Origin of the sequence: Cohnella thermotolerans DSM 17683 (genome assembly GCF_000429825.1) — a bacterium.
Taxonomy (GTDB): domain Bacteria; phylum Bacillota; class Bacilli; order Paenibacillales; family Paenibacillaceae; genus Cohnella; species Cohnella thermotolerans.
On record NZ_KE386956.1, the window covers coordinates 105,201 to 119,072 of the forward strand.

Annotated in this window: 17 protein-coding genes; 16 read left to right on the forward strand and 1 reads right to left on the reverse strand. The window is 60.4% G+C overall.

Annotation, left to right across the window (positions count from 1 at the left end; all coding sequences use genetic code 11):
• The first annotated feature begins 259 nt into the window (after positions 1-259).
• The 11 genes from G485_RS0119275 to G485_RS30140 all read left to right on the forward strand — a co-directional run bounded on the left by G485_RS0119275 (position 260) and on the right by G485_RS30140 (position 8,282).
• Positions 260-805, forward strand: a complete 546-nt coding sequence (locus G485_RS0119275; protein ID WP_035157285.1) for an MOSC domain-containing protein — start codon at positions 260-262, stop codon at positions 803-805.
• A 293-nt stretch (positions 806-1,098) separates the two neighbouring features.
• The gene (gene tsaE / locus G485_RS27380) at positions 1,099-1,617 is read left to right on the forward strand and encodes a tRNA (adenosine(37)-N6)-threonylcarbamoyltransferase complex ATPase subunit type 1 TsaE (RefSeq protein ID WP_051318420.1); all 519 of its coding nucleotides are present in this window, start codon (positions 1,099-1,101) and stop codon (positions 1,615-1,617) included.
• On the forward strand, positions 1,614-2,420 hold the full coding sequence (gene tsaB / locus G485_RS0119290) for a tRNA (adenosine(37)-N6)-threonylcarbamoyltransferase complex dimerization subunit type 1 TsaB (protein WP_051318421.1): 807 nt from the start codon (positions 1,614-1,616) through the stop codon (positions 2,418-2,420). Before tsaE ends, tsaB begins: the two co-directional genes overlap by 4 nt.
• A complete protein-coding gene (gene rimI / locus G485_RS0119295) occupies positions 2,417-2,944 on the forward strand; it encodes a ribosomal protein S18-alanine N-acetyltransferase (RefSeq protein ID WP_027093873.1) in 528 nt (175 codons plus the stop codon). The genes tsaB and rimI overlap by 4 nt, the downstream gene beginning before the upstream one ends.
• Entirely contained in the window at positions 2,941-3,969 is a 1,029-nt protein-coding gene (gene tsaD, locus G485_RS0119300; RefSeq protein ID WP_027093874.1) for a tRNA (adenosine(37)-N6)-threonylcarbamoyltransferase complex transferase subunit TsaD, read from the forward strand. Before rimI ends, tsaD begins: the two co-directional genes overlap by 4 nt.
• 346 nt (positions 3,970-4,315) lie before the next feature.
• The gene (locus tag G485_RS0119305; RefSeq protein WP_027093875.1) at positions 4,316-4,744 is read left to right on the forward strand and encodes a GntR family transcriptional regulator; all 429 of its coding nucleotides are present in this window, start codon (positions 4,316-4,318) and stop codon (positions 4,742-4,744) included.
• Positions 4,737-5,426, forward strand: a complete 690-nt coding sequence (locus G485_RS0119310; RefSeq protein WP_027093876.1) for an ABC transporter ATP-binding protein — start codon at positions 4,737-4,739, stop codon at positions 5,424-5,426. The genes G485_RS0119305 and G485_RS0119310 overlap by 8 nt, the downstream gene beginning before the upstream one ends.
• Positions 5,423-6,259 carry a hypothetical protein gene (locus tag G485_RS0119315; RefSeq protein ID WP_027093877.1) on the forward strand — a complete coding sequence of 279 codons (837 nt, stop codon included), beginning with the start codon at positions 5,423-5,425 and terminating at the stop codon, positions 6,257-6,259. Before G485_RS0119310 ends, G485_RS0119315 begins: the two co-directional genes overlap by 4 nt.
• 15 nt (positions 6,260-6,274) lie before the next feature.
• On the forward strand, positions 6,275-7,501 hold the full coding sequence (locus G485_RS0119320) for a hypothetical protein (RefSeq protein WP_027093878.1): 1,227 nt from the start codon (positions 6,275-6,277) through the stop codon (positions 7,499-7,501).
• Positions 7,502-7,718: 217 nt separating this feature from the next.
• The gene (locus tag G485_RS0119325) at positions 7,719-8,120 is read left to right on the forward strand and encodes a DUF2500 domain-containing protein (protein ID WP_027093879.1); all 402 of its coding nucleotides are present in this window, start codon (positions 7,719-7,721) and stop codon (positions 8,118-8,120) included.
• A gap of 21 nt (positions 8,121-8,141) precedes the next feature.
• On the forward strand, positions 8,142-8,282 hold the full coding sequence (locus G485_RS30140) for a hypothetical protein (RefSeq protein WP_156922502.1): 141 nt from the start codon (positions 8,142-8,144) through the stop codon (positions 8,280-8,282).
• Between the two features lie 362 nt (positions 8,283-8,644).
• Here the strand turns inward: G485_RS30140 and abc-f are convergent, their stop codons facing one another.
• A complete protein-coding gene (gene abc-f, locus G485_RS0119335; RefSeq protein ID WP_027093880.1) occupies positions 8,645-10,555 on the reverse strand; it encodes a ribosomal protection-like ABC-F family protein in 1,911 nt (636 codons plus the stop codon).
• Between the two features lie 181 nt (positions 10,556-10,736).
• Here abc-f and G485_RS0119340 point away from each other — a divergent pair, with 181 nt between their 5' ends.
• The 5 genes from G485_RS0119340 (at position 10,737) to tatA (ending at position 13,836) form a co-directional block, all read left to right on the forward strand.
• A complete protein-coding gene (locus tag G485_RS0119340; RefSeq protein WP_035157289.1) occupies positions 10,737-11,360 on the forward strand; it encodes a 5-formyltetrahydrofolate cyclo-ligase in 624 nt (207 codons plus the stop codon).
• 14 nt (positions 11,361-11,374) lie between these two features.
• A complete protein-coding gene (moaC, locus tag G485_RS0119345; protein ID WP_027093882.1) occupies positions 11,375-11,884 on the forward strand; it encodes a cyclic pyranopterin monophosphate synthase MoaC in 510 nt (169 codons plus the stop codon).
• A 136-nt stretch (positions 11,885-12,020) separates the two neighbouring features.
• On the forward strand, positions 12,021-12,515 hold the full coding sequence (locus tag G485_RS0119350) for a MogA/MoaB family molybdenum cofactor biosynthesis protein (RefSeq protein WP_027093883.1): 495 nt from the start codon (positions 12,021-12,023) through the stop codon (positions 12,513-12,515).
• On the forward strand, positions 12,512-13,564 hold the full coding sequence (locus G485_RS0119355) for a molybdopterin-binding protein (protein WP_051318422.1): 1,053 nt from the start codon (positions 12,512-12,514) through the stop codon (positions 13,562-13,564). The genes G485_RS0119350 and G485_RS0119355 overlap by 4 nt, the downstream gene beginning before the upstream one ends.
• 41 nt (positions 13,565-13,605) lie before the next feature.
• Positions 13,606-13,836 (forward strand): twin-arginine translocase TatA/TatE family subunit, encoded by a 231-nt coding sequence (gene tatA / locus G485_RS0119360; protein WP_027093885.1) that lies wholly within the window; start codon positions 13,606-13,608, stop codon positions 13,834-13,836.
• The last annotated feature ends 36 nt before the right edge of the window (positions 13,837-13,872 follow it).

Here is a 13,872-nt window from a genome sequence, read left to right on the forward strand (position 1 = left end):
TCCTAACAGGATACAACGGCGCTTTACAGGCTGCCTCGGAGCGAACAGGCTTCGGGCAGCCTTTGTCTTTTTATCGGGCCGCGTTGTTGTCCGCTGGCGAGACGCTGTCGGACAAGGAAGCGCTGTAGCCGGGTTGAGAGCGTACAATCGTTTCGCCAACAGCGATTGCAGGGAATTCGGAATGGGCCGACGAAAACCTATAGAGGGCTCCATCCGAACGGAGTTCCCTTATCCAAAAAGCGGAAGAAGGAATGACGCAGTGAACGTTTACGAAGCCCGGACGGAATCGGTGTTGACGACGCCCGACCCCGATTCGTTCGTTACTCATGCGCAAGAGCGCATTACGGTCGATCTGGGAGGCATTCCCGGCGACCGGCATTACGGCTTGCTGCGGCCCGCGGATTCGAGGCAGAAGCTGTATCCGAGGGGAACGATGATCGCCAATCGCAGGCAGATCAGCATTGTGTCCGTCGAAGACAACGCGGAGGTGGCCGAGCGGCTTGGCGTGGAGAACATTTTGCCGGAATGGCTGGGGGCCAACGTCTTGCTCGCGGGATTCGAACGCCTGACGTTGCTTCCTCCGGGGGCCAGATTGCTGTTCGAGTCCGGCGCGTCGCTCATTTGCGAGGGCGAGAACGAGCCTTGCATCGCCCCGGGGAAGGAGATCGCGGCGCAGTACGGCCGTCCGGAACTGGCCGCCCGGTTCGTCAAGGCGGCGAAGCAGCGGAGGGGCATCGTCTGCTCGGTCGAGCTGCCGGGCGTCATCGCCGCGGGCGACAAGGTGCGGATTGCGTTGCCCCGTTAGCGCGGTCCCGGCCCGCCGGTTATGCAGCCGAGCGAGCGGGGGCCTCGGCCGCCGGCGCTGCGCGTCTTGCGTTTTTGCAAGTTCGGGCTTGTGCCGATATAATGGAGATTAAATTGAAAGCAAGTGCGATGAAGACGGCGATCGGCCTGCCGCCGACGATCCCGCAACCCGCTCGCAATGCGCACATCCGCGCTTGGACGCATGCCTGTCCGCACGCGGATTTTCTCTATTTTAGCGGACGGCAGGCGGATAAGCCCTTGCCGCGCTAAGAACCGCAAAGGATGGGACCGTATATGAGCATCGGAAACGGCGATTCCGCCGGGAGAACGTTCGTCTTCCGGGCGGACACGGAGGCCGACACGGCCGGATTCGCGGCGCGTCTTGCCGCCCTTGCCGAGCCCGGCGCCGTGCTGGCGCTCGACGGCGATCTGGGCGCCGGCAAAACCCGCTTCGCGCAAGCGTTCGCCGGCGGACTCGGCGTACCGGGCGTCGTCAATAGCCCGACATTTACGATTATTAAAGAATACGAGGGCGGAAGACTTCCCTTTTACCATATGGACGTGTACCGGCTCGGGCCGGATGAAGCGGACGAGCTCGGCCTCGAGGAATATTTCGAAGGCGACGGCGTGTCCCTCGTGGAGTGGGCATCCCTGATCGAGCCGCTGCTTCCGGAAGAGCGGCTTCACATCCGGCTGACGACGACGGGACCGACGTCCCGAACGGTGGAATGCCGTCCGCTTGGCGGAAGGTATGAGGCATGGTGCATCCAACTGGGGATCACCGAAATTGCAAAGGAGGAGACGGCGGAGTGAACGGCACCAACAGTGGGAAAATGGAAGGCGGCTGCACGGCGCTCGCGCTGGACACGTCCTCGGCCGTGCTCGCGACGGCGATTACCCGCAACGGCAGCGTATGGGACAGCTCGCAATCGTTCACAGAACGGAACCATTCCGTCCGGGTCGTCTCCGATTTGCGCGAGCTGATGGCGAGAGCCGGATTGCGCCGGGAACAAATCGACTTCATCGCGGTGGGCCGGGGGCCCGGCTCGTATACAGGCGTGCGCATCGCGGTGACCGCCGCCAAAACGCTGGCCTGGGCTTGGCAGAAGCCGCTTGTCGGCGTCTCCAGCCTCGAAGCGATGGCGTTCGGGGCGTGGCATCAATGGACCGGACGCCCCGATACGGAACGTTCCGCGTGGATCGTTCCGGTTATGGATGCACGGCGCGGCCAAGTGTACACGTCCCTGTTCGCGGCGAACCGGGACGGGAAGTGGGCGAGAGCGGAGGCGGACGGCATCCGTCCGCTCGCGGCCTGGTGCGATTCTTTGCGGGAGCTCGCCGCCAATGCGGACGATAGCGAACGGCCGCAGGCCGTTTATTTCGTCGGCGAGTCTTCCTTTCTGGAAGGCAAACGGGAGGCGATTGCCGCCGGGGCGGGGACGATTCCGTTCCGCACGGAGGCTTTCGCAATCGAGGCGGGGGCCGTCGGCTTGCTCGCGGAACGGAAATTTCGGCGCGGAGAGCGGGACGACATCCACGGCTTCGTCCCCAACTATACCCAACTGACCGAGGCGGAGGTCAATCTTATGAAGGCCAGAACGGAGATCGCCAAATGATGCCCAATCGGAAGCCGGACGTCGGCCGCCTGGAATTCAGAAGCATGACGCCGGACGACATCGGAACGATCGTCGAGATCGAGCGGGAAGTGTTCGCCGCGCCTTGGACGGAGGAAGCTTTCCACAATGAACTGAAGCAAAATATGTTCGCCAAATATTTGGTCATGGAAATGGACGGCGCCATTCTCGGCTACGGAGGCATGTGGCTCATCGTCGACGAAGCGCACGTGACCAATATCGCGATCCGGGAGCGCTATCAGGGTTGCGGTTACGGCAAAAGGCTGCTCGCCGAAATGATGAGAACCGCGCATTGGCTCGGCGCGCGCCGCATGACGCTGGAGGTCCGGGTCAGCAACGATCGGGCCCAGCGGCTGTACCGGAAGTTCGGCTTCGTTCCGTCCGGTCTTCGCCCGGGCTATTACTCCGACAATCAGGAGGACGCGGTCATCATGTGGGCGGATTTAGAGCCGGAAGTGTGGACCCGCGAGAACAGCGCCGCAACGTCGGAAGGAGAACAACGATGACTCGTCCTTATCATCTTCTTGCCATCGAGACCAGCTGCGACGAGACTTCCGTGGCCGTCGTCCGCAACGGCGGCGAAGTATTGTCCAACGTCGTCTCCAGCCAGATCGACACACACCGCCGGTTCGGCGGCGTCGTGCCGGAGATCGCTTCCCGCAAGCACGTCGAGAGCGTAACGGTCATTCTCGAGGAAGCGGTCGCGAAGGCGGGCGTATCTCTCGGAGACATCGACGCCGTCGCGGTTACGCAGGGCCCGGGCTTGGTCGGCGCGCTGCTGGTCGGCGTCGTCGCCGCCAAAAGCCTGTCGCTCGCGCTGGACGTGCCGCTCATCGGCACGCATCATATCGCGGGGCACATTTACGCCAACCGGCTGGTCGGCGAGATCGAATACCCCGCGCTTGCGCTCGTCGTGTCCGGCGGACATACCGAGCTGGTGCTGCTTGCGAGCGAGGGCCGCTTCCAAATTATTGGCCGAACGCGGGACGACGCCGTCGGCGAAGCGTACGACAAAGTCGCGCGGGCGCTGTCCTTGCCCTATCCCGGCGGTCCTCATATCGACCGTCTTGCCCAGGAAGCGCGAGAGGAGATCGAGCTTCCCCGCGCCTGGCTGGAGCCGGATTGTTACGACTTCAGCTTCAGCGGTTTGAAGTCGGCCGTGCTCGCCGAGATCAACCGCGCGAACATGAAGGGCGAGCCGATCCGGGCCGCGGCGCTGGCCCGGGGGTTCCAGGAATCGGTCATCGACGTCGTGACCGCCAAAGCGATGAAGGCCGCGGCCGAATACGGCGTCCGCCAGCTGCTTCTTTGCGGCGGCGTCGCGGCCAACCGCGGGCTGCGGGAGCGCCTGTCGGCGCTCTGCGCGGAAGCGGCCTTGCCGCTGCTCGTTCCGCCATTGTCGCTGTGCACCGACAACGCGGCCATGATCGCCGCCGCCGCAGATTTGAAGTGGCGGCGCGGCGAGTTCGGGACGCTCGACTTGAAGGCGGAGCCCCAGCTGTCGCTGGAGGACTGGTCCGTCTCGCATTGAACGTCTGTCAACCGAAGGCTTCTCGCCTTCGGTTTTATTTTGTGCCGTGCGACAGCTCCCCCTCCCAATCCCTCTATATCTCTTTTTTCTCCATTTATATCCTTATCCCCGCTCCTCAGTCGGCTTTGGATACGCCAATTCCGCACTTGCTAGTCAATAGAAACGCGGTCCGGTGCAGGTTATCGTTGATTCAGAATTTTCCAAAAGCCGGAAGCCTGCATTTGAGTGTTTTCGTGAACATGCGCTTTTTAAGGATTGACGAAACTTGTGTATTACGGTCATAATACACTTGAAGTGTATGAACCACTTAGTACACACACTCGTAAAAACGGCGAGGTCATGACACATGAGAAAAGGCGAGCTCTGGGCCGAGGTTGCGTTCAACAGCCGGGATCCCGTTTACTTGCAGGTCGTTCGGCTGTTCAAGGAAAGGATCGCCACGGGGGATCTGCAGCCTGGACAGGTCATTCCGTCCAGACGGGAGATCGCGGCCGCGCTGAAGATCAATCCCAACACGGCCCAGAAGGCTTATAAGGAAATGGAGGAGCAGCGCTTAATCGTGACGGAAGGAAATTCCCCAAGCCGCATTACCCGGGATTCGGAGATTTTCCGATCGATTCGCTCGGAGTTGATCGGAGGAGCCGTCGAAGCGTTTCTCGAATCCGTGCGCAGCATTGACGTGCCGCTCGACGAACTGTTGGAGCTCGTGCGGCGTAAATACGCGGAAGTCAAAGCGAATAAGCAGAGCGGACAAGGAGGGGAAGGTCATGATTGAGGTTGCGAATCTGCGCAAGCGGTACAGACGACGGAATGTATTGAACGGGGTGAGCTTTGCCGTGGAGAAAGGGCAAATCGCATGCTTAATCGGCTTGAACGGCGCGGGCAAGTCGACGGTGCTCAAGGCGATTATGGGACTCACGCCGGTTCAGGAGGGAACGATACGCATTGACGGTCGTCCGGTCGGCAAGGAAACGTACGAGAAGGTATCCTATATTCCCGACCGGCTGACGGTTCCGCCCTACATGAAGTTGTGGGAGGGGCTTCGGTTTATGCAGGATTTCTATCGAAGCTGGAACCCCGAGCGAGCTCGTGAACTCATGGCGTTCTTCGGTCTGGATGCGCAGGAGAGGGTCGGCAATTTGTCCAAAGGAACGGCTGCCAAATTCAATCTCGTGCTGGGGCTCGCGCCCGATTCGGATTATGTGCTGATGGACGAGCCGTTCTCGGGGATCGACCTGTTCAGCAGGGAGAACCTTGCCGGCATTTTCTCCAGCGGCCTTATCGGCAGCCGCGGGGTTCTGCTGACGACGCATGAGGTCGATGAGATCGAGCGTCTCATCGACAAGGCGATTCTGCTTCGGGGCGGAACGGTCGTACGGTCGTTCGATTGCGAACGGGTGCGCGACGAGGAAGGCAAGTCCGTTGTCGACGTTATGAGGGAGGTGCTTCTCGCTTGAACCGTTACTTCAAGCTCGTTCATCTGGAAGTTTACCGGTTTCGCTACATATTGTTCGGCCTCATGGCGGTTACGGCAATCGTACAAATCGCCGCGTTGCTCTGGGTATCCAGGAACGAGGTCGCCCAAATTCAGGCGGAAGGCGTTGCGGCGAACGTGAATCGTGTTCTTTTCCCGGATGAGAAGCTGTCGTTTGCCTGGGCGATTTTCAGCACGCAGCGTTGGTTTGCCTTGCCGATTTTGCTGAGCATCGCCACCCTGGGGCTTTATGTGTTTCTGATCTGGTACAGAGATTGGTTGGGGAGAGATACGTTCATCTATCGATTACTCACGTTGCCGACGGCGCGAAGAAATATTTTCTTGTCGAAGTTAACGGCGATTCTCCTGTTCGTCTTCGGTCTTATCTCGTTCCAATTGGCGTTGCTGCCGATCGAGCGTATCCTTTTTAACATGGCGGTTGCGCCCGATCTAAGAGAGCCGTCGCCTTTCACCGATGCGATCCTCGCCAGCCAGGTATTCAAACGGTTGCTTCCGTTGGACCGGACGCAATTTCTGGTCAGTTACGGGTTTGGAATCATCGCCGTTCTCGCCGTCTTCGCCGCGATTCTGCTGGAGAGAAGCTATCGGCGAACGGGCATTCTGTACGGGTTTGTTTACCTCGCGGCCTGCGCCGTCGCCGTGTTGTACCCGTTGTATGCCTTGGGATTGAACCAAGCTGACGCTTATTTGTATCCGGAGGAAGTGATCGCGATCGAGCTGGCCGTCTGCCTGGTCGTCGCCGCCGCGTCGATCTGGTTGAGTTGGCGCCTTCTCGCCAAGAAGATTACAGTATAGGAGAGACGGTAAATCATGATGAAGCGCTATTCGATTACGCTCGTTCTCGTTCTGCTGGTCGTAGTTGCGCTTGGCAGCTATTACGCTTTCGGAGCGGACGAGCGTCTTCCCCAATATAAATTGACCGCGCTTGAAGGAGATCCGCAAGAAGCGGAGGGGCTCGAACTGAGCGGTTCCTTCGGCGGCAGAATGTGGTCAAAGTTCTTAAGCGTGAGCGTGAACGGAAGCCGTTATTCCAGCGACCAATTGCTCGTCGGACAGTGGTGGAATTCTCTTTGGAGGCGATCCGGCCATTCGGAAATCGACAATCTTCAGCGGGAATATCCGAATTTCATGAGGACCAAGCGGAATCCGGACGGGTTTTATAAAGACGGCGATTGGCTCGTTTACGTTCAAGCCTCCATAACGAAGCCGGAACGGGGCGCCCGTTGGGCGTGCGATATGCTGGAGCTGTCGACGGGCAAGAGAACCCGCTTCTCCGCTTCGGCACCTGGAGAGGATGCCTATCATTCTGTCAACGTGCTTGACGTTCAAAAGATTGGCAATGACATTCATGTATTGACAAGGATGCTTTCGATGGGGGATGGAGGAGGATACGGGGTCGACGGTTTCCACGATATCGTCATCGATGCCGCAAGCGGTCAAGTCGTCCGGGACCGTCCGTTGCCGCTCGAGGAATATGCCGGTCTCCATCGATCGCTGCTCCTTGAAGACTTCTCCGATCGCATCCCGTCCAAGCCTAATGATTATGCCGTTCTGGTTATAAGCGGCGAACCGGGCGATGGGCCCTCCGATCCGAGCGCGGCTCCGAAGGAACAGTCCGTCACCAAACTCTATGCCTACACCTATCGCTCGGGAGAACTGACGGAACTGCCGCAATTCGCAGGGAACGGGGATTCGCATGCGTACATGTACAACTTGCAGGGAGACCGGCTCATCTTTTTGCGGAACGATACCAACCAAGTCATTCTATCGCAGTACGATCTAAGGGCGGGGCGCAAAGAAGCCACTGTCGAGGTGGCAGCCGAGAAGCTGGGCCGGGGCATCATTCAAGACGCGCAAGTTTACGACGATCGGATTTACATTCTTTTGAAGAGCGACGATATGCCCATAGCGGCAGTAGCCGATGCGTCAGACGGACGGATTCTTTACAAAGGTCAGGTCGTCTGCACGGATCCGAAGTTCGAATCGGAAGAGCAGGTTAAACGACTGAGTCTGCTCAATTTATCGGTGCAAACGTAGCCGGCCCTGCGCGTCGTCCCCCTAGACCTTCTTGATACGCATAACAACGATTCGCCGCGAGAGGCTCTTTATGCAGGCGTCCTGATCAGGCGTTCGTCCGTTTACCCGTACGTATCCGACCGCTGGCCTTTGGCAGCGTATCGATCTAGGAAACGGTTGACTGAATTTACCTGAAAAGGGATGATAGAAAGGAAGTGGGAAGAGGAGGGGAAGCAACGTGAACGGGTTCGGGGAAGAGCCGGGATTCGCGGGATTATTTCGAGATATGCCGATCGTTTTCAAGTTGTTTTTCTTCGGCATTGCAGGGATTATTGCCGCGACCCTCGTTTACGCCATCGTCAGCGGCATTGTCCGGTGGTCCCGGAACAACGCTTCGCCGCTGCTGACGGAGACGTCCAAAGTCGTGGCCAAACGAACGGAGATGAGCGGCGGATCGGAAGATTCCAGCGCCAGAACGTATTATTATTATTACGTTACCTTCGAATTCGCCGAAGGCGACCGAGTTGAGCTGCAAGTCGCCGGCCATCAGTTCGGCCTGATCGCAGAGGGGGACGTAGGCCGCTTAACGTATCAAGGAACGAGATTCAAAGGCTTCGACCGTTTGAAGGGAGAGGCGTGAAGCGCGGCAATCCAGCCCGTCATGCGATCCGCGGAACGGCGTCTTGGCGGCCAACTGCCGGGCCTGATGTGCATCGGCTTCCGCAACCCGAACTCGGGCAACCGGAATCTGTCCGCCGCCGGCCGGATCGTCGATTCTATTAGGGACATCGTCTTCGATTAGGAAGGATCGCTTCCTAATAACAACGGGTGTGGACAAACTTGTTCACACCCGTTGTGCATAATGTGGACAAAACGCGGAAACCGTTGGGGGAGTGGGGCTGGCTGTAAAATGAAAAGGGGATGAGTTTTTCAGGGTGATCTTGTGGAAAATGTGGACATTGTGGATAAAACGGAGAAAAAGTCAGATCGTTTACATTCCGAAAATAAAAAAGCTTGCGTAGAGCGACTTTCCTCCGAAGAAGAGCTCTCTTCTCCGGCAGATTCGCTATGCGCAAGCTGTGGATAAACTAAGAATGAACCGGATCGCCCGCAGCGCCCGATGAAACCGAAGCCTGTATGCCACCGAGAACGCCGTCACCTCGTTCACTCGACCAGCGATTCCCACAGCGCGTAAGCTTCGTCCAGCGCCGCTTTGCGCTTGTCGACTTCGGCCTGCTTTTCGCGCAGCAGCACATAATTGGTATACACTTCCTCCGCCGCCATCTCCATCTCCAGCGCGGCAATCTCCTCCTCGAGGCGCGCGATGTCGGCCTCGGCCTGCTCCTTCTTGCGCTGGCGGGCCCGTTCCTCCCGCTTGGCTTGCTTCTCCGCCTCGTAGTCCTGCGCCGGCGGCGTCTCCTTCTGCGAGACAGTCGCGCGATCCGACGCCCACGCGGCCATTTCTTCTTTTTTCTCCAACATATCGTCATAATTGCCCAGGAAATGTCGCGCGCCGTCGGGATGGATCTCGACGATCCGGTCGGCGAGCCGGTTCAGAAAGTAGCGGTCGTGGGAGACGAAGATGAGCGTGCCTTCGTATTCCTCCAGCGCCGCCTCGAGCACTTCCCGGCTCCACAGATCCAAATGGTTTGTCGGTTCGTCCAGCACGAGCACGTTCGCCTTCCGGAGCATCAGCTTGGACAGCGCGACGCGCGCCTTCTCGCCGCCGCTCAAGCTGCCGACCGTCTTCTTCACGTCGTCCCCGCTGAACAGGAAATTGCCGAGCACCGTGCGGATCTCCGCTTCCGGCAGCATCGGGAATTCGCTCCATACTTCCTCGAGCACCGTGTTCGCCTTGTTCAACCCGCGCTGCTCCTGGTCGTAATACCCGAGCATGACGCCGGTTCCCCAACGGATCGTGCCGTCCCGCAGCTCCAGCGATCCGACCAGCGCCCGCAGCAGCGTCGTCTTGCCGACGCCGTTCGGGCCGAGAATGGCGATGCGCTCGCCCCGTTTGACCTCGAACGACACGCCGCGGAACAGCGGTGCCAGCTCCGCCGAAGGCGCGGCCGAAGCGTCGGCCACCTGCAGCACATCCTTGCCCGTCTTGCGCTCGGTCGTGAACGAGAAGCTGGCCTGCTTCTGCGTGCTTGGCTTCTCCAGCCGCTCGATGCGCTCCAGCGCGTTGCGCCGGCTTTGGGCCCGCCGAGTCGTCGTGGCCCGAGCCAGGTTGCGCTGGATGAAGTCTTCCATGCGCATAATTTCTTTGCGCTGCTGTTCGTACAGCTTCACGCGCTGGGCGAAGTCCGCCGCTTTCAAATCCATGAAGCGGGAGTAGTTGCCCGTGTACCGCGTGGCGGCATGACGCTCGATCTCGACGATTGAGGTGACCGTGGCGTCGAGGAAATAGCGGTCGTGGGAGACGATGACCATGGCTCCGGCATACGTCTTCAAATATTGCTCCAGCCAGGTCAAGGTGGCGATGTCCAGATGGTTGGTCGGCTCGTCGAGCAGCAGCAGCTCGGGCTGGACGACGAGAAGACGGGCGAGCGCCAGCCTCGTCCGCTGCCCGCCGCTCAGGCTGGAGACGGCCGTGTCCGGCGGAAAATCGCCGAAGCCCATGCCGTGCAGCACGCTGCGGATGCGGTTGTTCATCTCGAAGCCGCCCGCCTCGCGGAACCGGTCGTTCAAATCCGCATACTGACTGAGCAGCGTCTCGTAACGCGAAGCGTCGCGCTGCTCGTTCGGATCGGCCATTCTCTCTTCCAGCCGCCGGAGGTCTTTTTCCATCTCCAGCAAAGGTCCGAAAGCGTTCATCATAACCTCGCGCAGCGTCAGATCGCCGTCGAAACCGCTATTCTGAGCCAAATAGCCTATTCTAAGCTCGCGCGGCTTCGAGACGGAGCCTTGGTCCGCTTCCAGCTCGCCGGCCAATATGCGCAGAAAGGTCGACTTGCCCGCCCCGTTCACGCCGACGAGCCCGATGCGGTCGCGCTCGTTAATTTGAATCGAGACGCCTTCGAGCACGGGCGTCGCGCCGTAATGTTTCGTTATGCCTGATGCCTGCAAAAGCAAGAGGAATCCCTCCGACTTCGTCTAATTTCTTCATTGTATATAGAGTCTTTTTCAAGTGTATCGCAAAACGACGTACTCGTCCAAACCTCGGCGGGAAGCGGCGTGTCGGCATTCTTGGCGAATATGGGGAAAAAATGATACACTGGAACTAACTTTAACGCATAGGACGGGGGAACTGCGGATGAATCGGCCGAACGTCGAGAGCCTGAAGCGGGAGCTTCGCCGCAGCTTCGCGGCCCTTCGGGACGGGCTGACGCCGGCCGAGCGCGCGAAGAAGTCCGCGCTTCTGTGCGAAGCCGTCGCGAGGGAGGCGCTTCTCCCGCTGGAGAGCAAGGCCGGAAGGCCGCTCGTCGTCTGCGCGTACGGCGCTTTCCGGTCGGAGGCCGATCCGTCCGGCGTCCGTGAATGGTGCCGCGGGCGCGGACACCTGGTGATCGCTCCGCGCGTCCGCGAGGACGGAGAAGGCATGGAACTGCGGACCGTCGCGTCGCCGGCGGATTGGGCGCCCGGCCGATGGGGCGTGCCGGAGCCGAATCCCGGGCGAACGGCTCCGTATCCGATGGACGGGCCGATCGACGTCGTGCTGGTCCCGGGCCTCGCGTTCGATTCCCGGGGCGGAAGGCTCGGCTACGGCGGCGGCTATTACGACCGTCTCTATGCCGAGCGAGAGGAGGCCGGAGCGAACGCCGCGCTGTGGCTCGGCTTCGCGTTCGGCTTGCAGAAGGTCGGGAAGCTTCTGCCGAAGGAGCCGCACGACTTGCCGCTCGGCGGCTTGGCAACGGAAGATGGCATCTTGTGGTTCTGACAGGAGGGGATCGGATGGAAGCGGAAGCTCATCCGGAGCGGTTGACGCATTTTAACGAGCAGGGGCGAGCCCGCATGGTGGACGTCTCGGACAAGGCGGTGACGGCGCGCACGGCGCTCGCGGAGACCCGCGTGAAGATGCGTCCGGATACGTTGCGGCGCATTCTCGACCGGTCCGTCGCGAAGGGCGACGTGCTGGCGGTGGCGCAGGTGGCGGGCATTCAGGCGGCCAAGCGGACGTCGGACTGGATCCCGATGTGCCATCCGCTGCCGTTGACGGGCGTGAACATCGAGTTCGCCGACAACGGCGAAGATACGCTGTTCATTACGGCGGAAGTGAAGACGACCGGCAAGACGGGCGTCGAGATGGAAGCTCTGACCGCCGCATCCGCGGTCGCCTTGACCGTTTACGATATGTGCAAGGCGTTGCAGAAGGACATGGAGATCGGCCCGACCCGGCTGCTCGTCAAGACCGGAGGGAAGAGCGGAGACTACGTCGCCGAAGCCGGCGCCGAAGGCCGCTGACGTTCGTCTCCCGGCGCCCGGGGAGAGACCGGGAAGCCAGGCGAATCCGGGTTCGGGTGCCGCCGCGCGAACGGACCGACGCTAACGCAGCGAATCCGCTGCATTCGGCAAATAAGGGGAGCGGAGGGGAACGGGCATGCATTGGAAAGTAGCCTTGTTGTCGGCAAGCGACAAAGGATCGCGGGGGGAACGAGAAGATACGAGCGCCCAGGTCATCCGGGAGCTCGTCGAGGAAGAGCTAGGCGGAGAGATCGTCGATTACCGAGTCATTCCGGACGAGCAGGACGAGATCCGGGCCGCGCTGATCGAGATGGCGGACTATTTCCAGGCGGACCTGATTCTGACCACCGGGGGCGCGGGGCTCGGACTGCGCGACGTGACGCCGGAGGCGACGTTGAAGGTGGCCGAGCGGATCGTTCCCGGCATGGCCGAGGCAATGCGGGCGGCGGCTATGGTTCGGACGAGACGGGCGATGCTGTTCCGCGGCGTCTGCGCCATTCGCGGAAGAACGCTGATCGTCAATCTGCCGGGAGATCCGAAGGGCGTGCACGAGCTGTTGATGGCGATTATAGACGTGCTGCCCGCAGCGCTGCTTCAAGTGAAAGGACTGGGGAGGGAGATTGACGAATGAATCGTTCCAATCCGAAGCCATCCGGCTCGGCCGTGAAGCGGATCGGCGAGTCGGTGCTGCGCGAGGTCAAGGTTGAAGATGCGGTAGGCATGGCGCTCGCGCACGATCTGACGCAAATTTTGCCCGGGTCGTTCAAGGGCCGGCTGTTTCGCAAAGGGCACCGGGTGACGGAGGAAGACATCCCCAAGCTGAAGGATATCGGCAAGGAGCATTTGTTCGTCCTGGAGCTCGCGGCCGGCGACCTGCATGAAGACGACGCCGCGCTGCGGATGGCGGTCGCGCTGGGCGGCGACCATACGAGCCGAACGGAGCCGCACGAAGGCAAAGTGACGCTCAAATCGACGATCACAGGGCTCGCTTCGATCTCCAAGGAGATTGTCGACCGGATCAACGGGCTGGGCGAGATCGCGCTCGCGACGGTAACCGGCGGCCGGGTCGTACATCCGGGAGAAGCGGTCGCCGCCACGCGGGCCATTCCGCTTATCGTGCCGGAAGCGAAGGTGGCCGAAGTCGAGCGGATCGCCGCGGATTATCGCGAGCGGGAAGGCGCCTGGCCGATCGCGGTCAAGCCGTTCCGCAAGATGCGGGCGGGGCTGCTGACGACCGGCAGCGAAGTGTATTCGGGGCGGATCGTCGACCGCTTCGGGCCGGCGGTGGCGAAGAAGCTGGAGGAGCTCGGATCCGAGGTCGCGGAGCAGCGCTTCGCCCCGGACGACCGACAAACAATTGTCAACGAAATTTTATACCTTCTAAATGAAGGGTATGATATGATACTTGTGACCGGCGGGATGTCCGTCGATCCGGACGACCGAACGCCGGGCGCCATAGCCGACGCGGGGACCGAGATCGTCAGCTACGGCACGCCGATGCTGCCGGGCTCGATGCTGCTTTTCGGTTACTTGCGAGGGGTTCCGATCTTCGGATTGCCGGGCTGCGTCATGCACGATCCTTATACGTCCTTCGACGTGCTGCTTCCCCGGGTGCTTGCAGGAGAGACGATTGTGCGAGAGGATATTGTCCGTATGGGGTACGGCGGTTTGCACCGCTGATTCATTTTCAGCTACCACACATTTGAACAGGAGGCGTTACGATGTCTGGCATCGGCGCTACAGGTTTTATTTTGCTCGTGATTGTCGCCCTTCTTCTGTTCGGACCGAACAAGCTTCCCGAGTTGGGCAGAGCGTTCGGCCGCACGTTGCGCGAATTCAAGAAAGGCGCGAACGGCATCTTGGAAGAGCCGCAAGAGGCGGCTCCCCGCCGAGTGGACGTGTCTTCGCAGGAGACGGAGCAACCCAAAGCGGAACGTCGCCTTCCGGAATAGAGGTCGGGCATGGCTGATCGTTCGCGTTCCGCAGGG